Below are 25304 nucleotides of genomic sequence, written 5' to 3'. Positions count from 1 at the left end.
TATGGCTGTTGCCCAACAACAACAACGACGTGTAATGCTGAGATTGTTTGCTACTTTTTTGGGAGGAGCTCTAATCATAAACTCCTTCTTTTTAGAAATGATATTTGGAACCCCAAAAGAAATAGCAACTCTTTCTGCATTTTTAGGAGCTATCATGTTAGGTGCTCCTGTTATTCTTCAATCCATTCGTTCTATTACCACAGGACAAATGAAAGTAACAGAGCTAGCTTCGATTGCGATTTTATCATCTATAGCTCTAGAGATGTATCAAACAGCGGGAATAGTTGCTTTCTTTATGTTAGTAGCCGACGCTTTACAAACAAGAACAGCTCTAGGCGCGCGAGATGCTATTGAAAGTTTAATTCGTCTTTCTCCCAATGACGCAACACTCATTTCTTCAGGAAGTGAAGAGCGCGTTGCCGTTACTAAGTTGCAAAAAGGCGACATTGTTCGTGTTCGTCCAGGAGAAAACATACCTGCGGACGGGATTGTTGTCAAAGGACAAAGCGTTGTTGAACAAGCAAAAATCACTGGGGAATCTCTTCCTGTAGACAAAGCAATTGACAGCGAAGTTTTTGCAGGTACAACTAACTCCACTGGTATGCTAGAAATTAAAGTAACCAAAGTTGGAGAAGATACAACACTTGGCCGTGTGAAGCAACTTATTCTCGAAGCAGAGAAGACCAAAACACCGATTATGCAAATTATCGATAAGCATGTCAGTTGGTATACACCAACAATCATTATGTTAGCAACAATGATTTTGTATTTTTCGCAAGAAATAGAACGTGCAATCACCGCCCTTGTCGTTACATGTCCATCAGCGTTAGTTCTTGCAACTCCTACAGCTCTTGTTGCATCAATATCCTGCGCTGCTCGTCTGGGTATTCTCATCAAAGATGTCAAATACTTAGAAGAAGCTGCTCATTTAAATAGTATCGTTTTTGATAAAACAGGTACATTAACAACAGGAAATTTAGCGGTAACAAGATTATCTCCTGCTCCCAACATAGAAGCATCCCATCTGTTATCCGTAGCAGGTTCTCTTGAACAATACAGTAATCACCCCGTAGCGCGCGCAGTTGTTGCCATGGCAAAAAAAGCCAACATTGATCTCGTTGAGCTCCCTGAAGTGCACGAAACAGCAGGAAAAGGGATGAGCGGTTATATTGAGCAAAAACTTATCTTAATCGGCCGCGAAACTTGGTTACGTGAAGAAGGATGCGATTTTTCTAAATTACTTCCTGAAGATATGGAAAATGCTGAATACAGTGTTCTTTATATTGCGCAAAACAAAGAGTGTATTGGTTGGATTGGTCTTGAAGACACCACTAGAGAAGAAGCTCTTGCAGCCACAAACGATCTTAAAGCCTTAGGCTGCAAAGAAATTTCAATGCTAACAGGAGATAGATGGTCAGTAGCACGTAAGGTTGGTAAAGAACTAGGATGTACCAATGTTCACGCTGAATGCCTTCCTGAAACTAAGCAACAAATCGTTGAAAAAATCAAAAAAGATGGTTACCGTGTTGCTGTAGTTGGAGATGGTGTTAACGATGCTCCAGCTCTTGCCGCTGGAAATATTGGAATCGCCATGGCCGCTGCTGAAAACGACATAGCCATCAATAGTGCTTCAATAGCATTGTTAAACGATCGCTTAGATCGCTTGCCATTTTTGATTAAGCTAGCACGCAAAACCAAACTGATTATTAACGAAAACCTATTTTTCGGTATATTTTTCATTATCGTTGGTCTTACTCTCTCCGGTTTTGGGTTACTGACACCTATTTGGGGAGCTATTTTACATAATATTGGCGCATTAGTAATTATATTCAACAGTGCGCGTTTAGTTAGATTTGGTGAAGAACTAATATAATAAATTTACAGGGCGTCGTTATTGTCGTAGCCATGACAATAACGACACTTTTAGTTAATTCATCTTTATGTAAGGTTAGTAACTCGAAACTACTAGGAGATAGTAATGAGTGATACAAGAAAAATTGTTGAAGTAATGAAGCTTCACAAAGTTTATAAAGACTTTTGGGGCAGGGAAAAAGTTAAGGCTGTTACCAACCTAAATTTTGATGTTCGTCAAGGTGAGATATTTGGATTATTAGGACCAAACGGTGCAGGAAAAACTACTACTATAAAACTGCTACTGGGTTTATTATTTCCAAGTCATGGTAAAGTAACAATTTTCAATCAATCTCCACGGAGTATTTTTAGCAAAAATCGCTTGGGTTTTCTTCCAGAAGAAAGCTACCTTTACCCTTATCAAAATGCGGAAGAAGCACTCAATTTTTATGCAAAATTATTCAATTTACCAGCCAAAGTACGTAAAAAAAGAGTCAATGATTTGATTGAGATGGTAGGTTTAGATAGAGCACGTAAACGCTTTATCAAAGAATATTCAAAAGGAATGGCACGACGCATTGGAATTGCCCAAGCTCTTATTAATGATCCAGAGTTTATTATTCTCGACGAGCCTACTTCTGGCTTAGACCCTATAGGTACGAGAGAAATTAAAGACCTCATACTTGAGCTAAAAAAACACGGTAAAACAATCTTGCTTTGTAGTCACCTCCTTTCAGATGTAGAAGATGTTTGCGATCGTTTTTGTATTTTATATAACGGACACAAAATCTGTGAAGGCGATATTGATACACTTCTAGAAAATGAAGATGTCATGCAAGTAACCAGTAAAGGTCTTGATCCTGATCGCCAAAAAAGACTTGCCCACTGGTTTGCCAAAGAAGGAGTTGAGGTTTATCAACTAGGAAACAAAAAACAACGCCTTGAATCTTTTTTCTTACAGCAAATAGAAAAAGCTCGTGAAGAGCAAATGGAACAACAAAAAACTAAACGCGAACTTAAAGAATTCGTTGCTGAAGTCCAAAAAGATCAACAACCTAAAGATGTACTGGAACAACTTGTTGCTAAACCAGTAGAAAAAGAACAACCTAAAGTAAAAGAAGAACCTGCTCCAGAAGTAAAGGTTGAAGACTTAATAAAAAAAGAACAGCCTAAGTCAACAGAAGAAAGTGAAGTAAAAGTCGAAGTGAATCAAAATTTAATTGATAGCTTAATCAACAAAAAAGAAACTAATAACCCTCCAAAATAATTACTCATTGAAATTTGCTTTTTATTTTCTAACTTTGTTGCTCCTCTATTACTCTTGTTGTACTACATTAGAAGATGAAGCTTCATATTCAATTAGATAATTGTTTTTATCAGGTTACTTAATCAATAAAGGAGAGTGCGATTGGAAAAAGAGCAAATACCTGAACAAACCCCGATTATCGTTGCTGAAAAAGCAACTATAGGTTACGGTAAAAAAGCCATTCTCAAAGATGTAAATATGGAAATTCATTCTGGTGATTTTTGGTGTTTTATCGGTTCGAATGGTAGTGGAAAAACAAGCTTGATCAAATCTATTCTCGGAGCAATAAGAACTTTAAAAGGGATTGTTTTTTTACGCAAAGATTTTGCACGGCGCACGCGGATAGGATTCGTACCTCAAGAAAGTGAACTAAACAAGTCAGTATCAACAACATTAGAAGAATTCGTTTCATGTGGTCTTGCTGGAATTACTTTTAAGAAAAGTGTACGCCAAAAACGTACCCTAAAAGTAATGGAAATTATGGGAATTAAGCACATCAAAAATAGTAGTATTTGGAACGTGTCCGGTGGACAACGTCAAAGAGCAATGATTGCTCGCGCTTTGGTTCGCGATCCACTACTTATGATTGTTGATGAGCCTACATCTGGCCTTGATTTTCGTGCTGCTCACGAACTACTAAAAACAATCACTGACTTAAATCGCGAAAAAAAAATCACAGTTATTTTTGTGACCCACGATCTAAATATCTGTCAAGATTTAGCCACACATGTAGCAATGTTCCACGATAAAAACGTAATAGCAGGGGCAAAACAGCAGGTTTTTAATAATGAAAATTTAGAAAAAACCTTTGGTATTGCCGTTAATTTTCCTTTCCGTCAACCTAGCAATGAGGAATAAGAACAATGCTACAAGAATTCATGATCTCTTTTCCTTTATTTTTCGAAACCTATTTATCAGCGCTATTTATGGCTATCTTCTTAAGTATGCTTGGGATTCTTGTAGTAAATAGAGAGCAAATATTCTTAACCGCAGCCATTTCGCAAGCCGCAACACTTGGAATAGCTGTTGATATAATAATAGGTTTACAACAACCAATGATCGCTGCCGTTACTTTTTCGATAATTGCAGCAGTTATATCGGGAATGAAAGACAAACGAGGCGGAAGCAATCGCGAAGAATTTAGCGCGTGGGTGTTTCTGGTTTCAGCAAGCTTATCAGTGCTACTTCTCGCTAATCATCCTCAAGGTGTAAAACAAATTCAATCACTTATTGCATCGAGTATTATTGGTAGTGGAATGTTTGAAGTTATAGTTTTTGCCGTTATTTCTCTCATTGTAATGATTACCTATTTTGTTGTTCATGATAAACTGCGCTTATTCATTATCGACCCAATTATGGCAGCAGCAATTGGTATACCAATTATATTATGGAACTGGTATATTTCAGTTTTCCTTGGTTTATCTATTGGAATGGCCATGTGTTCCTCAGGAATGATTTACACTTTTGGTTGTTTAGTTCTCCCAGCGCAAATCGCAAAAACACTATGCAAACGCGTTTCACTCATGTTTATTGTTTCTCCACTTGTTGCAATCATCAGTGTTGTCAGTGGTCTTATTATTGCAAATTACTACAATTATCCTCCGGGACAGATGATAATAAGTCTTATGGGAGCTTTTTTAGTACTAGCGTGGGCGTTAGATTGGTTTCGCACAAACTTTAAATAAACTAGGTAATTTAGTAAAAGGAAAATAGTGGAAAGTATTTTACAAACTCTACCTATACAAATATCATATGCCACCAAGAAAAAACTAGAAGGCTACAAATTAGTAAAAAAGCTACAATCTCTTGATGACACAAGAGATCACTGCTTAATTGAAAAAGTTGATAGTGGTGCACAATTTATTCTTAAAATCGGTTGGAGTAACACAACTTTCGACATGAAGAAATGCGTAAAGTTAATTCCTTTTTTAAATAAATTAGACATAAGTGAAGTAGTTATTGATTATTGGAGTGAGTCCTTTCCACACAAGTCCATACAAGGAGTAGGCTATTCAAGCAATGATTCGAGTACGTTATGGATTGTAAAACCAAACACAACAGAAAAACAACCACTTCAAAATATTTTTCCCAACAATAAAATACAAAAAATTAGGCAATTGCTGGTGATAGCAATACAATTTAGTAAATTTTTGGCGTTTCTTTTAAAATCAAATATAGGAAAAATATTTTTAACAAATCAAAACAATCATTTTTGGTATTTTACCCACTGGGTTCTCCACAACACATACATAAAAAAAGATGGTTCTGCCTTTATTAAAAATTTCGGGCTAGCAAGCTGTTGGATTGATCACCGAGAAAATTTTTTTGGTGCTAAATACGATAGAATGTACCCTTCATCTCATATTCCTTATCAAATTTCTTATTTTAGTTGTCTAAAAGCTCTACAACAGGAAGACCCTTGTTCTGCTAAAGCAGAGATTTGTATAATCGCCACATTTTTATTTCTCGGTTGCGGCGGAAAAATAATAAACACCAAAGAATATGATTTTTCCTCTATCGAATTAGAAGATGATAAATTACTTTCCGCAATTTTAAATATTATAAAAAAATCAATGTCTGCAAAATACCAAGACGTACAAGAAATGACAAAAGATTTAATCGCTGCTGTAACAATTTTAAACAAATAACAAAAACATCATATTTTCCAGAGCAATCTTGAGCATCAATTATGAAAGTTAATTACTTACAAAATGAACTCACTATAAAAATGGTGTATTGCGGTCCGCCATTCTCTGGAAAAAAAACAAATTTACGCTTTTTACAGAAAAATATGTATCGCTGGAGTAGCGAAATAGAATTTTTGCACATAAACCAAAAATCTATCATGTTTTTTTATAGTTATCCTCCTGAATTGCCCTATATTGCGGGATTAAATCAACGAATAGAATTTTGGGCAATGCCAAGCAATGATTGTCGTCGAGTGCGAGAATTTCTTTTGCAAGACGCAGACGGTATTGTTGTTGTAGTTGATAGCGATAAAAACAGGATAGGTGAAAATATAATATACCTAGAGCGGTTAGGACAAAATCTAAACAGCATGGGAATAGACATGTTTGATGTTGTTACTGCCATTCAAATAAATAAATGTGACTTAACAAAATCCTTTCAACATTCGCAACAAGCTCTTACATACTTTGGTATTCCTACCTGTCTAAGTATTTCTACTCTTGGTTCTGAAGAAGGCATATGGCCCACATTACAAATTGCTACATTGCCAGTAAGAGAACGTATTGGTGGCGAACTTCCACATATACCTAAACCAAACGAAAAAATCGCAAACAAACTACTCAAAAACATAAAACAAAATACAGAATACCAAAATTGTAGTTTTCAATTACAAAACAAAATTTTTCTAAGGGAATGTATTTTTGTAGATTGTGTGTTTCATGGACAAGGTCAGATAAAAAGTACAGTAAAGCTTAACATAAATCAATATCAAATATTATCAAAAAACATCAAATTGTTCTTGTCGAAAAGAAAAACTAAAGTATAATAAAGTAATGAAACTATCAGAATATGCAAAAAAGAATTCAATAACTTATTTAACAGCTTATCGTCATTGGCAAAAAGGCTATATAAAAGGAAAACAACTCCCGTCAGGAACGATAGTTGTTTTCGACGAAAAGGAAAAAAAAGCTAAAAGAAAAGCCAAGCGTGATCATTTATGCACGAGTATCATCATCAGAAAATAAAAAAAATCTAGAGTCTCAGTGCAACCGCCTAAGAGATTATGCAAGTGCTAGAGGCTATCAAATAGCAAAAGAAGTCAAAGAAATAGGATCTGGATTAAATGATAAGAGAGCAAAATTAAAGAAAATTTTAGAATCAGATGATTGGGAAATTTTAATAGTAGAGCACAAAGATCGTTTGGCAAGATTTGGATTAAATTACATTGAAATATTATTAGCAAAAGAAAATAAAAAAATAGAAGTAATAAACAAAACAAGTGGTGATAAAGAGGACTTGATGCAAGATTTCGTAAGTATAATTACTTCTTTTTGTGCTAGATTATATGGGTTGAGAAGAAACAAGAGGCGAACAGAGAAAATTATAAAAGAGTTAGAAGAAGAAATGAGTAAAACTGAAAAATAAGTGAGTTTAAGCAAAATTATGAAGCTCGTAGAAAAACATAATATAACAAAAAATAATAAAAAATACTCTGAACTGGACGACTTAAGTTTCCGTTCAAAAAATCTATATAATGCTGGATTGTATGTAGTGCGTCAAAATTTTTTCGCAGGAAAAGGTTTTATAGGTTACGAAAATCTTCAAAAAGAGCTACAACAAAGTAAGCAGCCAGACTATTACGCACTACCAACAAAAGTAAGTCAGCAGATATTAAGAGTATTGTGCAAAAACTTCGAATCATTTTTTAGAGGGTTAGAAGGATACAAGATCAATCCAAATAAATTCAAGGCAAAACCAAAATTGCCAAAGTATAAACATAAGAGTAACGGACGGAATATAGTTTTATACCCAATAGATGCAATAAACAAAAAAGAATTAACAAAGAACAAAATCAAGCTATCAATGTGTAACATAACATTGTCATGTCAACAAAAACACATCAAACAGGTAAGAATAGTTCCTCGATATGGAATGTACAAAATAGAGATTGTTTACGAGAAATCAGTGTATCTACTCAAAGAAAAAGATATCACGTCGGAATTTCTCTTAGAACTACAAAAAGATACACCAATATCATTGTATTTGAGAAAAAAGTGTTCAAAAATATTGCAAGAAAAAATAGAAAACTACAAATGCGATAAACCAGCAAAGTTATTAAAAAAAGCAATAGCAGATAAATTGAATTCTTTGATCAAAACAAAAATTTATAACAAAGATATTTTTGATTCTGTAACACTATCAAAAGTAACAAAACAAATATTAAGTCAAAAGCCAAAAGAAGAAAAGTTACTTGAGTTCAATAGATTATTATTAGAAGATTGTTACAAACAATTAGGAAAACATAAAGTTCTTAATCCTAACCTTGATAAAAACAAAATCGCTGGAATAGACATTGGGTTAAACAACTTAGCGGCTATAACTTCAAATCAAAAAGACTTCACTCCTGTCTTGATTAACGGTAGACCTCTAAAATCGATTAACCAATTTTTTAACAAAAAGCGTTCTTGTTTAATGTCTTATATCAGTAACAAAGGAACTAGTAGAAGAATTGAAAAACTTACATACAAAAGAAATTGCGTTGTTAGCAACTACCTTCATCAATCTAGTCGCTATATCATTAAATTGCTAGTTGAGAAAAGTATTGGAACATTAGTTATTGGCAAAAACGATGATTGGAAGCAACAGATTAACATTGGCAAAAGGAATAATCAAAATTTTGTTTCTATTCCCCATTCTCAGTTTGTTAACCAACTTACCTACAAAGCCCAACTTGCTGGTATTGAAGTTCTTATTCAAGAAGAAAGTTACACTTCTAAATGTTCTTTCTTAGACAGTGAACCGATTAAGAAACATCAAAATTATTTGGGACGCCGTGTTAAACGAGGTCTATTTAGGTCTAAACAAAATATTTTGCTTAATGCTGATATCAACGGGGCAGCAAACATTATTCGAAAAGCAATCCCGAATGCTTTTGCTAACGGGATAGAGGGCATAGTAGTATTCCCCAAAAGGATCACTCCTTTTTAAATGAAAATTCATTAAATGTAATATTTGATAATGTTTTCGTGAACTATCAGGCTTGAAAAACATGTTAAATAACGATAGGTCTTAGTTATATCTATAAAATCAAAATGTCTTCAATTAAAGAGCGCGTCAAATTCATTATGCTACAAGATTCCATTTGGCAAACTTAACAAATATAAATTATTTAAATTATTTATTTTATATATAAAAATCAACAAATAATATTGTATAATGAATTATCACATTCAGTATTGTATCAACAATTGACTATGTTTGCTCTAAGTATAGGAGGTATATATGACTGAGTCTTTACCAGATATTGAGTTACAAAATTTCGAGATTATAAAGCTAATTGGTGCAGGAGGTGCAGGTAGCGTTTACTTAGCCAAACAAGTCAACCTTAACCGTCTAGTGGCCATCAAAGTGATTAAGAAATCGCGAGAGTTTAGCAAAGATCTTGTTCAACGAGGTTTAATGGAAGCACGTATACTTGCTAAACTTCATCATCCAAATATAGTTTCTATTTATGATGTAGGTGAAGAAGAAACGTTTTTTTATATGGTAATTGAGTATGTTGATCATGGCTCATTAGAAGAAGAGATCATCAAAAGTAAAAAAGTACGGGAACAAGACGTTTGGAGAATTGCTCGACAAGTCTGCCATGGACTTCAAGCGGCTTTATCTGAAGGAATTATTCACCGCGATATCAAACCGGCAAATATTTTACTTTCCAGGCAAAGTGGTCATAAGTGTGCTAAGGTTGGAGATTTTGGAATTTCTAAAATGGCTGAGTCAACAACAAGTATTACCAAAGAAGGAACAATACTTGGAACACCTAGCTTTATTAGTCCTGAAACAGCACAGTTAGGAGTGAATAATTTTAAATCAGACATATATTCTTTAGGAGTAACAATATATTACTGTTTAACAAAAAAAGTAATTTTTGAAGGTGGGAATATATTACAAATTCTCTACAATCATGTTAACGAGAAAGTTAACGCTCCTGTTGTTCATAACTCGTTATTAAATCCTGACGCTAATTTAATTATTGCAAAAATGTTGCAAAAAAAAGTCGAAAACCGCTATGATAGTTATGGTGATCTAGTAGTCGATATAGACAATATTCTACATAAGAAAAAGCCTACTTTTGCATCATTGAAAGATGCTGAAAGAATATACCACAAAGAACAGATACGCCTTTTTTCTAGCAAAACTAAAAGACTTTCTATTACCAAAAGACTTATGAAAATAGCTTATACTACTGGAGCGGTAGACAATATTGCCATTATTGGAATGTGGAATAATGAATTGCGCGAAGAAAACCTTCATGATCGTACTGCCCATTTTATCGAGAGCTTTACTGAGCTAGAGTTTTTTATCCAGACCTATAAAGACCAGATAAACGTAGTGGTTATAGATCTCGATTATTTAGCAGAGAAATCGATAGATGTTTTTACCAAACTACGAGAAAAATTCGGGCAGACAAGTGTCCTTCTAGCAACAGACGAAAAAATAAATGTCGACGAAGAAAAGCAAAAATACTTTTGTACTTACAACAATTTGATTTTGCGAGCAGGGCAAAGCAAAAATTTACCTAAAATTGAAGAAATAGATCTTTCAGTAATTATAAAACTTGCTAAGGAAAAATCTTGGAGCTTCGAACTAGAAATACAAGAAGACGAAACAATTAGTCGTATAAATATACAACATGGTGATATTTCTAACTTGGAAGCCACAAGAGATATTTCTGATGTGCATGAGCTATTGATTAAAAGAAACACCACTTGGCGCGTTATTAAAAAACTCGCCGCGACATAGATTTTTCTTTTACAAAACTCACTTTGTTAATAAATGCACGATTTGGGATCGATTATACACTTATAAAAACAATTTGTAATAATTTTAAATGTCTAAGGTTATCGTTTATGAATACGCGTTAAACAAATAGTCGAATAGCACAAAAGTATTTGCGCCGCAAAATAAGTGCTCATGATAATAAACCGCGCTTGTGGAATTTCAGTAACAAATTTGTTAATCGCAATACACGAATCAGAAAGCACAAACAATACACTTCCTACAACAAGAAGATATGAATGAGTACTTTTTATTGTAAGTAGACATAGTGCTCTCCATAACATTAACGAAATAATAAAAGCATATATAATTATCGGAAGAAGAATAGTTCCAACGTGCGGTAATAAAAACGAAAGCAAAATTAACATATAAATCACGGCTGGAACTAAGTATAACAGATCTTTTCTTTTCCAAAATGAAAGCTGCAAAAACGCAATAATATAACTACATTGTGCACCTAAAAAAAATAAAATACCATAAACAAACATCTTCGGCGTCATAAGTACTATATCACCAACTAGCGAAAACAACAGCCCCAAAACAAACCAATGTTTTACTCCGTAATTTGCAGTACTATCTTTTTCATAATTCCACACCTGAATTAACAAAACTAAAACAAGCGGTTTTGTTATATAAATACCATTTCTAAAATCATATACAATAACAATAAGATGCAAAATACTCGTCAATATAGCCAAAGTAAAAAAACTACTTTGTGCTCTATTCTTTAATCTCATAATTACTTTCTCTTTGTTTTAAGAAATGTCGTCAAAACCATAGTTGTTAAACTTTTTAAACGTCATTAAATTAAGAAAATATTTAAATAAAGTGTAATGTAGAGGTGGTCTCGTATTACAAGTGCGGAGAGATAATGTTTGCCATTGTCATATTTATAGAACCACCTTAAATAAGCTTTTACATTTGTTTGCGAAGGCCGGGCGGCACAAGACCGCCCTTAACCGCTGTCATAAAGAAAATCTATTTTTTGGGTGTCTGACAATGTTATAGGATTCATACATCTTTTTTGTAAAAACAAGATGGCTACGAGTCAATAGATTAGCTAGCTTCATTAGCTTCGTCGATAGACTCTTCTTTCAAAAACAAGAAAATCAAATAGATAATCGCTATAATTACCAACATATTCGCCAAAGAACTTTCGTAGGAACTAATAGAAGTCACTCGTTTTTTGGTTTGCGATTGTAGTATTTTAGCTACTGGTAAAATAGGATCGAGTTCTTCATTTTGTAACTGCTTATTCAACGTAAGAATACTAAGGTTTGAAAGTGGCTGCGCTTTATTGTATATAGCAGTTGCAGGGCCAGCATCTCCAAGAAACTCTTTTTTCTTTGCAGGACCAGCCAAAACAATTTGACTGCTCAAAGTTTCTATTGGTATATTTTGACCTAAATATGTATCTTTTGGTATACGCGATAATCTCAAAAACGGAAATCGAAACTGAAAATTTAGTTTCTTCCACTCATCCAAGGAAAAAAGCTTATAAAGGTCTTTTTCTAATAGCTTTGTAAGACGTGCATGTTTTTGTGGTAACAACAACACAACACAATCAATTTCTTTCTGTTGTAGTTTCTGAAACGATTCATCAAGTTCGCCTGTTGTAATTTTTACTTTGTCTTCTAATTGAAAAGCCTTTAATAAAACTTGGGCCATTGTATATGAACCAGTTCCTTTTTCGTCCGTTGCAATAGACTTAATATCAGAAAAACTTTGGAATGAGTGATCTTTACGCATGACGACATGGCACATCTTATATCCCACAGCAGCGACAGCCTCGATCCCTTTTTTTCGATTTTGAACTACCTTATTTATGTCAAAAAAACTTTCCGCTCCCATCAAAGCAATACGAGCCTTGCCATCAATAAGCGCTTTTCTTGGTGAAGCGCAACGTTCTAATTTTAAGTGCCGTCCACGGAATACTTTATGAATAACTTGTTGTGCTTTTCCAGCAGCTCCGCTTAATTCATCTAAATTCTCGACGGCAAACACTAAGTTTTTGTATTTATTTTTAGCACCTTTTTTGTCATTCGGAATAAGCTTGTTTTCGCGCAAAAACTGTCTTGCTACATCCCGATAATGAACACCTTCTAATTCCACTTGACGATTCATTGAACGCATTGTTTTTTCATCTATCAAGTTCTCTAGTTTTTCAAGAGTACTTTGCAATTTTGGGTACTTTGTCAAGGCTGATTTATTCACGACAGGTACCGCTTCATATACAGGGAAAAAATGCAAATTATCCTCAACAACTTTAAAATCAAAAGCATCGATTTGTCCATCAGTCGAATAACCAATAGCAACATCTACTTCACCGTTTAGCAGTGCGCGATACATTGCTGACTTATCATCTTCGATTATCACATTGTCTGTTTTCAGACCATAACGGCGTAACATCGCTGCTAAACCATCGAGTGGACGCTTAGTAAAGTCAAGGTCGCAAGAAATTCGTAAGCTTGATAAATTGGCAAGATTTGCAATATTTTCAATTCCATCAGAAACCGCTTGGCTACGTCTAATAACAAGCACATAATTATTTGCAAAACCAAGTCTTTTTTGCCAATGAACGTCTATTTCTGCGAATTGTTTTTGAACAATAGTAAACGCTTTTTCTTTGTCGTGAAGTGATGGTTGCCCAAGAATCATCAAACCAGTTCCTGTGTACTCAACATATACATCTAATTGCCCAGAAGTAAGGCCTTGAATACAATCACGTGTTTCTCCGTAAGGAATCATTCGTTTAACAGCGACACCTTCATGCTCCGCCAACTGCGCGATAACTTCACCTAAAATTAATTGCTCGCTAAACGGTTTTGATCCTATTTTTAAAGGCTCTTGACAACCTATGACAAAAAAGATAATAAAAGATATCCACAACTTTTGCATTATGAACTCTCCTTCTCGGTTCTAAGAATTCGAAAAAACGCGACTATTTGTAATAACAAGATCATACTAAATGGAATAGCTCCACTAATTGCAATTGCTTTCGAAACCTCAATTCCTCCAACAAGTAAACTAGAAGCAGAGAGCACAGCAATAACTAAACCCCACGTTAATTTATGCTTTGTAGATGGATTCAAATTTCCATGACTGGTCATCATTCCTATTACAAAAGTAGCTGAATCAGCACTAGTAACCAAGAAAACAAATATCGAAAACAGCGCTAATATCTTCAAAGTTAAAGTAAGAGGATAATAATCAAAAAGAGCAAAAAGAGCCTTCGTTACATCTTCTTGAACAAGTTCTCCTAATCCTCCAGATCCAAAAATTTCAATGAAAAAACCTGCACCGCCAAAAGCAGAAAACCATAGAATAGAGAATAATGTTGGTAGGAAAAGAACGCCAATAATAAACTGGCGGATGGTTCTTCCTTTACTGATTCGAGCAATAAAAATCCCAACAAAAGGACCCCATGCAATCCACCAAATTAAATACGTCAATGTCCAAGAAGAACTCCAGTCCTGCAATCCTTCATACGGATATAAGTGAAATGACATACGCACAATGTTCGTTGCGTAATCACCGAGAGTATTCACAAATATTTCAAGTATAAATCGCGCAGGTCCAGCAAAAATAACAAATAGCAATACAAATCCGGCTACAGACATGTTTAAATTACTAAGTATCTTTATTCCCTTGTCTAGACTAGTACTTGCTGAAATCATAAAGCAAATAGTAATAAATACAAGAATTCCCAGATAAAAAAACGTGGAATCTGTCGCTATATGAAACGAAGTATTTAACCCAGAGGAAAGCTGCAACACACCCATTGCCAATGACCCGGCAACACCAAAAACAACAGACAACACCGCAATAACATCAGTAGTATGACAAACGTGCTCAACATACTTTCCAGAAAAAGCTTCTTTAATAGGAGTGGAACAAAGATAAGGTTTTTTCTTACGAAAACCAAAATAAGCAAGTATTAAAGCACTAATTGCATAAATTCCCCATGCATGAAGTCCCCAATGAAAATTGGTAATAACCATCGCTGCTCGCGCAGCTTCAGATGTTTTAGCTGCTATAGTTGGGGGTGACATAAAATGAAACATTGGTTCCGCCACTCCCCAAAACAAAAGACCGCATCCCATACCTGCCGAAAAGAGCATTGACAACCATGAAATAGTCGAAAACTCTGGTTTTTCATCTGGTCCGCCAAGCTTAATATGCGCATATTTCCCAAAAGCGAGATACAAACAAAGAGCCACGAGAAACGTACTCATTGATAGAAAAAACCAGTCTAAATTTTGCAGCATAAAACTGGTAGCAGACAATGCAACGCTTGTCATTTGATGCGGGCGAATCGCTCCCCAAATAGCAATAACACTACAGAAAACCAAAGAAACCAGAAAAACAATAGGAAAATCACCAATATATGACTCTCCTTCTAGTTGTTTTTTAGGGTTTTTATCTGAGGGGGGGTTTGTGTTCGTGGTGGATTTTTTTCCGTCTTTGTTACTCATAGAAACCTCTATTTTTGAAGAATATTTTTTGTATAGTTTGATGCGTTAATTTTAAATATAGCAACTCATCTTATCATAAATTAATTCGTATAGAAAATATTATATCCCAAAAAATTGTTTTTAAAACGGCTTATATCATTTTTAATGAAAAACCAACATTGATTCAAAAACAACAAAGTTTGCTTTTAATCAATTCATTTAAATTAATATTTTCCTAACTCAAAATCGCCATGCCTTCCAAAAAGAAACCGAGCTCCCCCCCCCTAAAACAAAAGCACATATCCTATTTCTGCATTTTGTAATACAATATAATATTCTCTAATTGTCATCGTCACGATGATCGTTTTCGGTTATCTTTAAAAGAAATTACAAATTTTTTCTTTAAACACAATTGTAACTTGGGTCATGGTAATATGCGCTCGCGATCTAGTTGACCAAAGGTCTTAGCAAAAATATATTTCGTGCACAAAATATATATAGCGTAATTTCATAGCTAGTCATATAACAATTTGTGTGATTTATAAAAAATAGGGGGAATTGTTAGAAAATTCAAAAAAATAAATTCCATTCTGAGCAAGCTATTGACAGCACTTACCTTGCTGTGATACATTTTGATTAGCTAACTTAAAGTTAGGGTCGTTTGGTGAAAGAGAGGATGAGTCTATGGAAAACCATAATAGCATAGAAGACAACGTTTTAATTGCAATTCGTCAAATGATTAGAGCAGTGGATTTGCGATCGAAAAACCTAGTCCAAAAATGTGGACTAACAGGACCACAATTGTCTGTATTAAAAGAACTGGCAAAACACGATGAAATACTTGTTGGGAATTTAGCAAAGATTCTAAATTTGAGTAATGCAACAGTAACAGGTATTTTAGATAGACTACAACACAAACAAATGTTATTAAAAGAGAGAAGTCAACAAGATCGACGTAAAACATTTGTACGGTTAACAGATTTAGGCCGCGATATATTAAGCGGAGCTCCCTCACTACTAGAAGAACAATTTGTTCACAAATTTCGAAAACTTCAAGTTTGGGAACAAAATTTAATTCTTTCTACTTTGCAAAGAGTAGCAACAATGATGAATGTAAAAGAAATAGATTATCTAGCAGCAGAAGTCATTAAGGAATTTTAAATGCGATATTTTAAATTATCAGAAAACGAAACTACTTTGAAAACCGAAGCGCTTGCTGGATTAACAACTTTTTTAACAATGAGTTACATTATATTTGTAAATCCAAGTATTTTAAAAGAAACCGGAATGCCCGCGAATGCTGCTCTTGTTGCGACTGTTCTCGTAGCAGCACTTAGTTCCGTCCTCATGGGGGTTATCGCAAATCTTCCTTACGCGCTTGCGCCCGGTATGGGAATCAATGCCTTTTTTACATACACTTTAGTAATTACCCAAGGAATATCTTGGCAAGTAGCCTTAGGCGCTACGTTTATTTCTGGTATTATCTTTATTTTATTAACGATACTCAATGTACGTACCTTGATCGTGATTGCCATCCCCAAAGTTTTACGCTTTTCCATTGCTGCAGGCATAGGTTTATTTATTGCCTTTATAGGCCTAAAGAATGCGGGTGTTATTGTTTCACATCCTGCAACGCTAGTTACTCATGGTAAGTGGTCCCCCTCGGTAATTATATTTTTTATTAGTTTAGCAATTACTATCTTTCTTGTGGTTCATAAATTCAAAATAGCTTTACTTGTTGGTATTCTAGTCGGTACACTACTTGGAATTGTTAGTGGTAATATATCTTTACCAGAAACAATAATTGTTGCCCCAGATTTTAGTCTTTTTGGACAATTTGCCATTAAAGAAGCGCTCACTTTATCAATGGTGGCTCCGATATTTTCAATGTTAATGACCGATTTATTTGACTCTATTGCCACTTTTTTAGGTGTCGCGCAAGCTGCAAATTTACTAGATGACGAAGAACAACCCAAAAATATAAGTAAGGCTCTATTTGTAGATGCAATTGCCACCACTGGCGCAGGGATATTTGGCAGTAGCGCTGGAACTACCTACATAGAAAGTGTTTCTGGTATCGAATCAGGAGGACGAACAGGGCTGACTGCTGTTGTCACTGGAATTCTGTTTTTACCGTTTTTGTTTTTGGGAAACCTTGCAACTGTAGTTCCTAGCTATGCAACAGCCCCCGCTTTAGTTATTGTTGGAATTTTTATGTGCGGACAACTAAGATATATTGATTTTGAAAATTATGAAGACGCAATTCCTGCTTTTCTAGCCATTATCCTTATTCCACTTACTTATTCTATTACTCAAGGAATTGTGTGGAGTTTTATTTCCTACACAACACTTAAAATAACACTGGGTAAGAGCGATGAACTTCACCCAATGATGTATGTAATTACACTGTTGTCTGGTTTAATTATTTTTATAGAGTATTCGTAAAGCGCGAAGAAACAGCGCGCAAAAGGCACAAATTATTCCGACTACTTAAACGAATTTGAAGTTATTCTATCTAAGAGCTTATGGGTTTCGCATTGTTTTACACAAGGCAACCAAATTCATTCATCTAGAGTATTATAAATATAAATGTTCCTAAAGAATGATCGAAATATCAATACTCAGTTTCCACTGTACATTTAAAGTAAGTTATTCTTCACAAAATCACAGAACAATAAAATTAGTTCTGTGGTTTTTTATGATAGTAAACGATGAATCACCTTAAAGGACACAAAATGAAACGGACTAAATTGGAAGAAGAATACCAAAAAAAAAGAAGAAGATTAATATCTCAAAAAGACTGGAAAACGCTTCTCGATCTATGCGATCGTTTAATAGAAGAAGAAATTAGTCCCAAAAGATATTGTGGTCGCGCAAGCATTTATCATTTAATGGGCCATAGTAATAAAGCACTAAGCGATTATAAAATTGCTTTAGAAATGGACTCTAAATGTGGGGCAGCACAAAGAGGCATAGAAAAAATTCTCGATATTTGACATCATGCGTAAACGAAAAGGTAAATAATATAAAAAAAGTAAAGGTTAATCCAGCTGAGATAGCGACAATATTAAAAGAGGTGACTATGAAAAGAGTCAACTACCGCAAAATAGTTAAACAACCATAAACTGAACACCACCAATCAAAAATTTTGTACATTTTAGTTGTTGGCAAGGCGAAATATTTCTCTAATTTGTTGCTTTTGGAGAACCAACTGTATTATTTTTTTTAGAGTTGGAACAACTCCTTCTCCTGTAGCAGCAATAGATTCAAAAAATGGTAAACCTTGTTTATTGAACTCGTTGTTCATTAACTCTACAGGCATCGCATTGGGAAAATCGCGCTTGTTATACTGAAGAACGACAGGAACACTTGTAGGATCCATACCGCATTCTAAAAAAGTTTTATCTAGGAGCTGAAAATATTCTTGATTCGATTCCAATCTAGAATCTAAAGAATCAACAACAAAAACAACGCCGTTTGCATCTTGTAAAGTGTAATGACGAACAGATTCGTAATAAGAGGGTCCGCGCTCCAAAGCAAGATGCACACGTATAAGAGGAGCTTCTAAATATTTTTTCATTTCATTCTTTATATCTTTGGGCTTTAGGGAAAAATTTAAATATAAAAAAAGATCTCCTTTTAACTTAACAACACTTATCTCCCCCGTTTCTATTTGTGCTTTTTGTAAGATATTATAAATCACCTCCACATTTGTCAATTTCCCACAAAATGGAAATCCCCAATAAACAATTTTTATAGTCGGAGTTTCGAGAGCGGAATCATGCGAAAGCATTTCTAAGAACTGAATTTTCTTTTTCCAAAGAGGAAGCAATTCAATGATATTAAAAGGATTATTTTCTAATTTTTTCAGGATGTTTGGAGAATAAAAAAGTGTAATCCATTGTTCTAAAATATTCAATCCATTACGTTCTAATGCCAAAAGATCATTCACCTCTTCCAAGTTATCAAAGATTTTTTTTCTCAAAAACAATGGAACTATAGAAGGTTCTGTAAACCCAAGATAAGGTATTGTTTTAGCCGCAACAAATTTTTTGTTCTCTCTTGACCATATTAAATCTTCTTCGTTTACTACACCTAGACGGATGAGAAAGCGGAGTTGTTTTATAGTAAAAGGTCCTAGTTTAATTTTTTTTTTACAAAAAAATAGTGATCAGAATTTTTTAACATTTTATAACCTTTTCCCTAACTTCGTATTTATCGTGGCGCTAATAGTTTCTTTTTATTTTAAAGACATAACATTTTTTTAAAAGAGGAACAACAACAAACCTATCTAACGCTTGCACATCATCAAAGTGATTGCTTTTCGCTGGGATATATGTCCATTTAATATCTAACTCTTGAACAGTCAATTCTTTCATACGTATTTTATCTATTTTGTTCATTGTGTAGGATTCAGAGTATGGTCCTATGTTGTTGTAATAATTGCGAATCGCTTTTTTTAAATAAAATTTATTCGTGTTAGTCATATCAATTTTATTTTCTAGCGATAAACCAGATGATTCTATCTCATGCACCTTATTACTATTATCTGCAAAAAAAATACGACGATCTTGACCATTCTCTTGATTATCTTTAGATATATATTGGTATGTAACATCTAGCATTTTCCATTTTTTTGTCGTTATAAATTTTTGGCGAAGTTTTTTTAATTTGCAAATATTAAAACGCCACTGGTTCTTAGAAATAGCATCGTAAACTTCAAAAAGAGGAGTTGTATTTGGTATTTGCGGTAAATGTTCTTTTACATACAAATTTATATCTTTTGGTATGACTACATTTTGCGAAGTATAACGTTTTTGTAGAAGAAAAATCTGATAATCTTGCGCAGCTCTTTTATGTTTTTTATGACTTCGTAGAACATTTGCTTTGGCAAGAAATGCTTCAGGAAATATAAAATTTCTTTTAATCGCCTTAGATAAAAGTTTCAGAGTTTTATTGCCAGGGATAGAAGACATGTTATAAAAAGCAACAGAGCTTTTATTATTTTTCAATACTTCAGCATAATGTTTTTGCTTTTCTTTATCACCTAATTTAAATTCAATTGAATCACAAATTTTCTTGAAAAGACCAGGAAATCTATTTAAACGCGTCCAATAACCAATCACACAACTAAAATTTTTGTTCGTTACAAACAGATATTTAGCCTTGTATTTGCCCTCTTCTTTTGTAAAACAAGAATAAAACTTCTTTTTGCCTCTCATAACTTTTTTTTCGTGTTTTTTCGTCAAATTAGGTAATAAACTCAAAGATTTTTCTACTGAACCAATAATACTCTCTAAAGATAGATTTTTATGTATACGAGAAAAATAGAATGACATTTGGATATCATCACTTTCATAAATGTTGTGAACTACATCCAAGGAATCCTCTTCGCTATGCTTTTTAAATCTATCGGGAATACTATAACTAATAGGAAATTTTTCTTCATATATTGTTTTAAATTTTTTTATAGCTGTGCGCGGCGGTAAAATATTTATACTGGCCATTGTAGAGTGTAAGTAGGTTGTTTCTTTTTTATCCTGCATAGATGGGTAACCTACATAGATTAAAAAGCTATGGTTACCTTTACTTCCATAAAGCGCCTCCATTAAATGAGGTGCAAATGGTAACGATGGTATACGCGTTTTATATATATTTTTCCTCGCAGGTATACCATTAATATTTTTTCGTTGTTGAGAAATGAGTTCGTAAGGTTCAATCCACTTCAAAGAAGGCTTCAAAACTTTTTGCCAATTACTAATTTTACGCTTTAGTAAACTAACATAAATAATTCCCATTTTTCCCGGATAATACATGCTAATATTTGCATTACTATCGCTCATAACCGACAGCGATTTCCAACTATTTGGAATTTTGTAAGCATATCTTAAAAGAGGAAAGTGAATATATTTCCACTTTTTACCATGTGGTATAACTAGGTCTTTTTGTATAGTTAAGGATGTAGTTGATTTATTTATCTCTGCAAGATGCCTTTTCGAGGAATAAGGACTCACAGAGTAGCATAAATATACTTTTCCTTGGTAAAAACGATAGAAAACCTTTGCTAAATAATTATTTCCTTTCTTATCAACCAAGCGGTATGCAATATATCGTCCTAAAATACCATTTAAATCCATGTTTTGCGTTCTTGTAATTGTATAATCGCTATATCCATTTGAAAAAATACGATCTTGTGCTTGGAGAATAATCTGATTTAATCCAAGAGTAGGCCCATAATCATAAAAATTAAAAACTATATACTGGTGGCTATTGAGTATATAGCGATACGCTTGCTCATCATTGGTATTGGAAAAATGTTGTAGTTGCCAATTACTTTTTACTTGATAGTTAGCCTTATATTTTTCGTCATGTTTTTTGACCCAAACTTTCTGCCCATTTTGCAATGAATTGCTCTTTTTTAAGTCCGACTGTATTACAATTTTACTACTTTCTCGTTTGCGCCGTAACTTATTACGCATAACTTTAATTCGCTGTAATACTCTTTGCCGTATTTGATCATCTTCTTCACCATCGATATCATCTTTAAAAGCAATGAGAAAGTTATTCCACAAACTCATTTTTTGATAAAAATCAATATTACTCAACACCAGGGTACGAAATGTCGTGCGCATATTCTCTAATCTATCATTACTGTTCTCTACTAGCGCACGATCACTACAAGAACAACATAGTACAAGTACTACAATTATCGCCAAGTTTTTACTCATAGTTTTTATTCCAAAATGCTGTAGAAAGTTCTTCTGTAACTTGTTGTCTAAAAAGAAATTTGCATATCACAAGAGGTTGATTAGCCAACCCTTGCTCAACAATACTGCCTGGCAAATCGCGACGAAAATCAAAAAAACTTTTTTTCTCTTTTACAACATAGTTATTTTTTTTCGCAAAAGCTTTACTCCATTTAGGAAAATGTCGACCATGAGTTTTTTGATTACTTTTAAGATCAACTACCAGTAGATTATTATTCTGTATCAAAGCGACACGACGTTCGTCTAAACTTAAACAGGAACTTGCAGCAGGAATCAATAATATTGGTGTCATAAACTTTAAATTCCAAATGGTCAATTTCCCTTTAATGCCTGTTGACAAAAGTCTGTTTCTTTCTAAAAACCGTAATTGATAACTAAACACCTCTTGAGGAATAGTTGCTATGCATTTTTGATTCTCAATACTCCAAATTTTTACCGTTTTATCAATAGAACCTGAAGCAAGGAGTTTATTATCTTCACTAATAGCAATCGCTTGTGCCCAACTTTTATGTCCTCGAAAAACTTTCTTTTCGCGAGTATGCAAATTTAGAATTTCAACATCTTCTACCAATGAGTAAGCCAAAAGGTTACCATCGTCACTTAAAGAACAACTGATCATCGAATTTTTTAATTTATACTCATTAAGTTTCGCCCCGGTTTTAAAATCCCACACGTGGACATAACGCTGCTGAGTAACAGTCATTAACTGCTGTTTTTTTCTGTGGAACAACATATGTTGTATCGCATGCCCAAGTTTATTTGAAAATCCTTCGCGTATTTTTTTACCGTTTTTTATATTATAAATATGAATTTTTTGTCCATAAACAATTGCTATTTTTAATGGTGAAATAAATTCCCACATAGCCTTTACATCTTTTGTTTTCCACGAGTGTAAAAGTTTGCGATTTCGCACATTCCACACACTAATTACTCCATTTTCAGGTATGTGCGCGGCCATTTTATCTCCCACACTGTTAAACTTTAAATAGGCAAATGCTATGTGACTCGCTTGATGCATATATTTCTCGCGCGACAACTGCCAATTACAAATAAAACCATCCTGTCCAACAGAAACAATACTGTGCCCTTGTGGATGCATCGCAAAATCATTTATGTTATCAGTGTGACTAGCAAGCGTTCGTATAAATGTTTTAGTGATATCACTCCATACAGCAAGTTTATTTTGGTACGCAACAATAATCGACGTATTATTTTGTCTTGCTATAACTTTAGCCGCTTCTTCTATTGAAAATAACTTTTGATGTAAATCGTTCTTCATATCCCATCGTTTTACTAGATTCTGATTGTAAATAACAAAAACACTCTTCTCATCATGACTAAAAGAAAAATTCGTAATATTATTTCGAAGTAAAGAAAATTTTTGTTGTATACCTTCCATCAATCCAAATACGAAAATACCTTGGTTAGAAGCAATAGCTAAAAGTTTACCACTACGGCTAAATTCTACGGCATTGACCCACTCATAGCCTTCGGCAATAACAGTGTTTTTTTTGTTATTTAGTGTTACTAAAATAACGCGGCGATTTGTGGCAACGATAATTTTATTACTCGTTGGATGAAAATGCAAAAATTTTAGATTCTTTTGTTTTCGTTCGTAAAGCTTTACTTTTAACTTGAAATCCATAACAACAACTTTATTTTTAGAGCACCATGCAATTTTCTTATAATTACTATTAAAACAGGCACTGAATACTTGAGTTTCGGTATTGTGCTCGCTTACCATAGCTCCTGAGTAACTATTCCAAATACGTACATAATGATCAGCCGAGCAAGTAATAATATAACGTCCATCTCCACTGTAACGACAACTGAGTATTGATTTTGCGTTTTTGAAATTCATCCATAAAACACTATTTTTTTCAATAGACTGCTTTAACCATGCCCGAGCCTGTTCGCGAATAAGATCAACATCTTTACCTGTAAAATTCTTGATAAAATCTAAAGATGCTCCCGCAAATGCTCCACTTTGAGCCCATTCTCCATTCTTGTAAGCCTCAACACATTTAGTTAAAGCAATTTTGGCTAAACGCGTTTTAGATTTTCGTACCTCTTTAGCATTTTGCTTTTTCCCTTGTTCGGCAATTTCTCTTTGTTCTTTAGCTACTTGCCATTGATAGTACGAGAAAACTCCTCCCACAACTATACTCAAAAGAATAATAATTACCGCTAAACTAGCTGCTAGGTGCCGCACAATAAACTTGTGTGCATAGGTTAAAACACTTGGTGGTTTGGCTAGTATCGGTTTGTTCTCTTGGAAGTTGCGTAAATCATTTGCAAATTCACTCATTGATTTATAACGTTTTTCAGGAGATTTCTGTAAACACTTAATGCATATAGCTTCTATATCAGAAGGGATATCGGGATTGAGTTGTCGCGGCCAAATAGGATCTTCTTTTAAAATGTTGTACCATAGGTTAACGCGGTTTTTGCCCTCAAAAGGAGGACGTGATGTTAGAATCTCATATAATGTCGCTCCAAGAGAATAAATATCTGTTTTTTCCGTGACATTATTGCCATTCACTTGCTCAGGAGACATATATGCAGGGGTTCCCATAATGTCACCTGTTTGCGAAAGTTGCGCATTACCATCCACTATTTTTGCCAAACCAAAGTCCATAATTTTCGGCTGCGCTTGTCCGGTTACCATAATATTTTCTGGTTTGATATCGCGGTGAATTATCCCCATATCATGTGCGTACTGCAACGCTTCAGCGCAGGAAATAAGAACTTGAATGCTCTGTGATAAATTTATTTTGCGATAGTGTATGATCTGCTTTAGTGTATAGCCTGGAACATACTCCATAGTTAAATAATTTTGGGGGTTTTGCCCAACATCTAACAAACGAACAATACCAGGATGTTGCAACTGCGCATTGGCCTGCGCTTCTGTAATAAAACGCTGAACCTCTTTTTCTTCCAGAATACCTTTAGAAATCAGTTTTAAAGCCACAATTCTTTTTAAACGCGTATCTTCAACTTTGTATACAACTCCCATGCCTCCTTGTCCAAGTTTTTCAATAATGCGATAATGCCCAAAAAGCTGATTTGTCGAAGCATCAAATGAACGGCTTAAATGCTCAGTATTTACCATTATATTTGTGTCCGAATTCACTTCTCTCTGATTCATTTCATACACAACGGTCTCGTCGGAAGGCTGAGTTGGAGGTTGTTGATAAACAACGGTCTTGTCTGTTACATCATTCGAGTCAACGGGGATAACTTTTTTAGGTTGGGGTTTTTTAGGTTGGGGTTTTTTAGGTTGGGGTTTTTTAGGATTTTGCGAATTATCTGACATTTCGTTTTCCTTTATCAAAACGAAGAGCTTTGGTTGGAATTCGTTTGGCGGCTTTATCGCTCTATTATAATAAAATAACTTAA

At 34.2% G+C, this 25304-nt stretch carries 17 protein-coding genes and 1 pseudogene; 12 read left to right on the top strand and 6 right to left on the bottom strand.

Going from position 1 to position 25304, the window contains the following annotated elements:
* The first annotated feature begins 1 nt into the window (after position 1).
* From UABHE_RS03440 to UABHE_RS03400, 9 genes and pseudogenes are all read left to right on the top strand, one after another.
* Entirely contained in the window at positions 2 to 1873 is a 1872-nt protein-coding gene (locus tag UABHE_RS03440; protein ID WP_372368825.1) for a heavy metal translocating P-type ATPase, read from the top strand.
* A 105-nt stretch (positions 1874 to 1978) separates the two neighbouring features.
* The gene (locus UABHE_RS03435) at positions 1979 to 3118 is read left to right on the top strand and encodes an ATP-binding cassette domain-containing protein (protein ID WP_372368824.1); all 1140 of its coding nucleotides are present in this window, start codon (positions 1979 to 1981) and stop codon (positions 3116 to 3118) included.
* Positions 3119 to 3259: 141 nt separating this feature from the next.
* The gene (locus UABHE_RS03430; RefSeq protein WP_372368823.1) at positions 3260 to 4015 is read left to right on the top strand and encodes a metal ABC transporter ATP-binding protein; all 756 of its coding nucleotides are present in this window, start codon (positions 3260 to 3262) and stop codon (positions 4013 to 4015) included.
* A 5-nt stretch (positions 4016 to 4020) separates the two neighbouring features.
* On the top strand, positions 4021 to 4842 hold the full coding sequence (locus tag UABHE_RS03425) for a metal ABC transporter permease (protein WP_372368822.1): 822 nt from the start codon (positions 4021 to 4023) through the stop codon (positions 4840 to 4842).
* 27 nt (positions 4843 to 4869) lie between these two features.
* Positions 4870 to 5805 carry a hypothetical protein gene (locus tag UABHE_RS03420; protein WP_372368821.1) on the top strand — a complete coding sequence of 312 codons (936 nt, stop codon included), beginning with the start codon at positions 4870 to 4872 and terminating at the stop codon, positions 5803 to 5805.
* 41 nt (positions 5806 to 5846) lie between these two features.
* Positions 5847 to 6671, top strand: a complete 825-nt coding sequence (locus tag UABHE_RS03415) for a hypothetical protein (protein WP_372368820.1) — start codon at positions 5847 to 5849, stop codon at positions 6669 to 6671.
* Positions 6672 to 6678: 7 nt separating this feature from the next.
* Positions 6679 to 7270, top strand: a pseudogene (locus UABHE_RS03410) (IS607 family transposase).
* Between the two features lie 18 nt (positions 7271 to 7288).
* Complete coding sequence (locus UABHE_RS03405) at positions 7289 to 8833, top strand: RNA-guided endonuclease InsQ/TnpB family protein (protein ID WP_372368819.1); 1545 nt, start codon at positions 7289 to 7291, stop codon at positions 8831 to 8833.
* Between the two features lie 294 nt (positions 8834 to 9127).
* Positions 9128 to 10648, top strand: a complete 1521-nt coding sequence (locus UABHE_RS03400) for a serine/threonine-protein kinase (RefSeq protein WP_372368818.1) — start codon at positions 9128 to 9130, stop codon at positions 10646 to 10648.
* A 98-nt stretch (positions 10649 to 10746) separates the two neighbouring features.
* On the opposite strand, the gene UABHE_RS03395 is transcribed toward UABHE_RS03400, so the two are convergent.
* The 3 genes from UABHE_RS03395 to UABHE_RS03385 form a co-directional block, all read right to left on the bottom strand.
* Positions 10747 to 11421, bottom strand: coding sequence for a lysoplasmalogenase (locus tag UABHE_RS03395; RefSeq protein ID WP_372368817.1), 675 nt, complete (start codon positions 11419 to 11421; stop codon positions 10747 to 10749).
* Between the two features lie 319 nt (positions 11422 to 11740).
* The gene (locus UABHE_RS03390; RefSeq protein ID WP_372368816.1) at positions 11741 to 13582 is read right to left on the bottom strand and encodes a glycine betaine ABC transporter substrate-binding protein; all 1842 of its coding nucleotides are present in this window, start codon (positions 13580 to 13582) and stop codon (positions 11741 to 11743) included.
* Positions 13582 to 15159 (bottom strand): BCCT family transporter, encoded by a 1578-nt coding sequence (locus tag UABHE_RS03385; protein WP_372368815.1) that lies wholly within the window; start codon positions 15157 to 15159, stop codon positions 13582 to 13584. Before UABHE_RS03385 ends, UABHE_RS03390 begins: the two co-directional genes overlap by 1 nt.
* 663 nt (positions 15160 to 15822) lie before the next feature.
* On the opposite strand from UABHE_RS03385, the gene UABHE_RS03380 reads away from it, so the two are divergent.
* The 3 genes from UABHE_RS03380 (at position 15823) to UABHE_RS03370 (ending at position 18134) form a co-directional block, all read left to right on the top strand.
* A complete protein-coding gene (locus UABHE_RS03380) occupies positions 15823 to 16299 on the top strand; it encodes a MarR family winged helix-turn-helix transcriptional regulator (RefSeq protein ID WP_372368814.1) in 477 nt (158 codons plus the stop codon).
* Entirely contained in the window at positions 16300 to 17583 is a 1284-nt protein-coding gene (locus tag UABHE_RS03375; RefSeq protein ID WP_372368813.1) for an NCS2 family permease, read from the top strand.
* Between the two features lie 290 nt (positions 17584 to 17873).
* Entirely contained in the window at positions 17874 to 18134 is a 261-nt protein-coding gene (locus UABHE_RS03370; protein ID WP_372368812.1) for a hypothetical protein, read from the top strand.
* A gap of 161 nt (positions 18135 to 18295) precedes the next feature.
* On the opposite strand, the gene UABHE_RS03365 is transcribed toward UABHE_RS03370, so the two are convergent.
* The 3 genes from UABHE_RS03365 to UABHE_RS03355 form a co-directional block, all read right to left on the bottom strand.
* Positions 18296 to 19090 carry an ADP-ribosylation factor-like protein gene (locus UABHE_RS03365; RefSeq protein WP_372368811.1) on the bottom strand — a complete coding sequence of 265 codons (795 nt, stop codon included), beginning with the start codon at positions 19088 to 19090 and terminating at the stop codon, positions 18296 to 18298.
* Between the two features lie 274 nt (positions 19091 to 19364).
* Positions 19365 to 21866 (bottom strand): hypothetical protein, encoded by a 2502-nt coding sequence (locus UABHE_RS03360; RefSeq protein ID WP_372368810.1) that lies wholly within the window; start codon positions 21864 to 21866, stop codon positions 19365 to 19367.
* Positions 21859 to 25221: a protein kinase gene (locus tag UABHE_RS03355; RefSeq protein ID WP_372368809.1), complete on the bottom strand. Its 3363-nt coding sequence runs from the start codon at positions 25219 to 25221 to the stop codon at positions 21859 to 21861. The genes UABHE_RS03360 and UABHE_RS03355 overlap by 8 nt, the downstream gene beginning before the upstream one ends.
* Between the last annotated feature and the right edge of the window lie 83 nt (positions 25222 to 25304).

This window comes from Candidatus Uabimicrobium helgolandensis (genome assembly GCF_041508025.1).
GTDB classification, from domain to species: Bacteria; Planctomycetota; Uabimicrobiia; order Uabimicrobiales; family Uabimicrobiaceae; genus Uabimicrobium; species Uabimicrobium helgolandensis.
The sequence above is the reverse complement of the archived record's forward strand: the minus strand, read 5'-3'. Positions and strand labels throughout refer to the sequence as shown.

Coding starts and splice junctions, on each gene's coding strand:
- UABHE_RS03440 (WP_372368825.1), top strand. CDS start 2: ATGGCTGTTGCCCAACAACAACAACGACGTGTAATGCTGAGATTGTTT.
- UABHE_RS03435 (WP_372368824.1), top strand. CDS start 1,979: ATGAGTGATACAAGAAAAATTGTTGAAGTAATGAAGCTTCACAAAGTT.
- UABHE_RS03425 (WP_372368822.1), top strand. CDS start 4,021: ATGCTACAAGAATTCATGATCTCTTTTCCTTTATTTTTCGAAACCTAT.
- UABHE_RS03415 (WP_372368820.1), top strand. CDS start 5,847: ATGAAAGTTAATTACTTACAAAATGAACTCACTATAAAAATGGTGTAT.
- UABHE_RS03405 (WP_372368819.1), top strand. CDS start 7,289: ATGAAGCTCGTAGAAAAACATAATATAACAAAAAATAATAAAAAATAC.
- UABHE_RS03400 (WP_372368818.1), top strand. CDS start 9,128: ATGACTGAGTCTTTACCAGATATTGAGTTACAAAATTTCGAGATTATA.
- UABHE_RS03395 (WP_372368817.1), bottom strand. CDS start 11,421: ATGAGATTAAAGAATAGAGCACAAAGTAGTTTTTTTACTTTGGCTATA.
- UABHE_RS03390 (WP_372368816.1), bottom strand. CDS start 13,582: ATGCAAAAGTTGTGGATATCTTTTATTATCTTTTTTGTCATAGGTTGT.
- UABHE_RS03385 (WP_372368815.1), bottom strand. CDS start 15,159: ATGAGTAACAAAGACGGAAAAAAATCCACCACGAACACAAACCCCCCC.
- UABHE_RS03380 (WP_372368814.1), top strand. CDS start 15,823: ATGGAAAACCATAATAGCATAGAAGACAACGTTTTAATTGCAATTCGT.
- UABHE_RS03375 (WP_372368813.1), top strand. CDS start 16,300: ATGCGATATTTTAAATTATCAGAAAACGAAACTACTTTGAAAACCGAA.
- UABHE_RS03370 (WP_372368812.1), top strand. CDS start 17,874: ATGAAACGGACTAAATTGGAAGAAGAATACCAAAAAAAAAGAAGAAGA.
- UABHE_RS03360 (WP_372368810.1), bottom strand. CDS start 21,866: ATGAGTAAAAACTTGGCGATAATTGTAGTACTTGTACTATGTTGTTCT.
- UABHE_RS03355 (WP_372368809.1), bottom strand. CDS start 25,221: ATGTCAGATAATTCGCAAAATCCTAAAAAACCCCAACCTAAAAAACCC.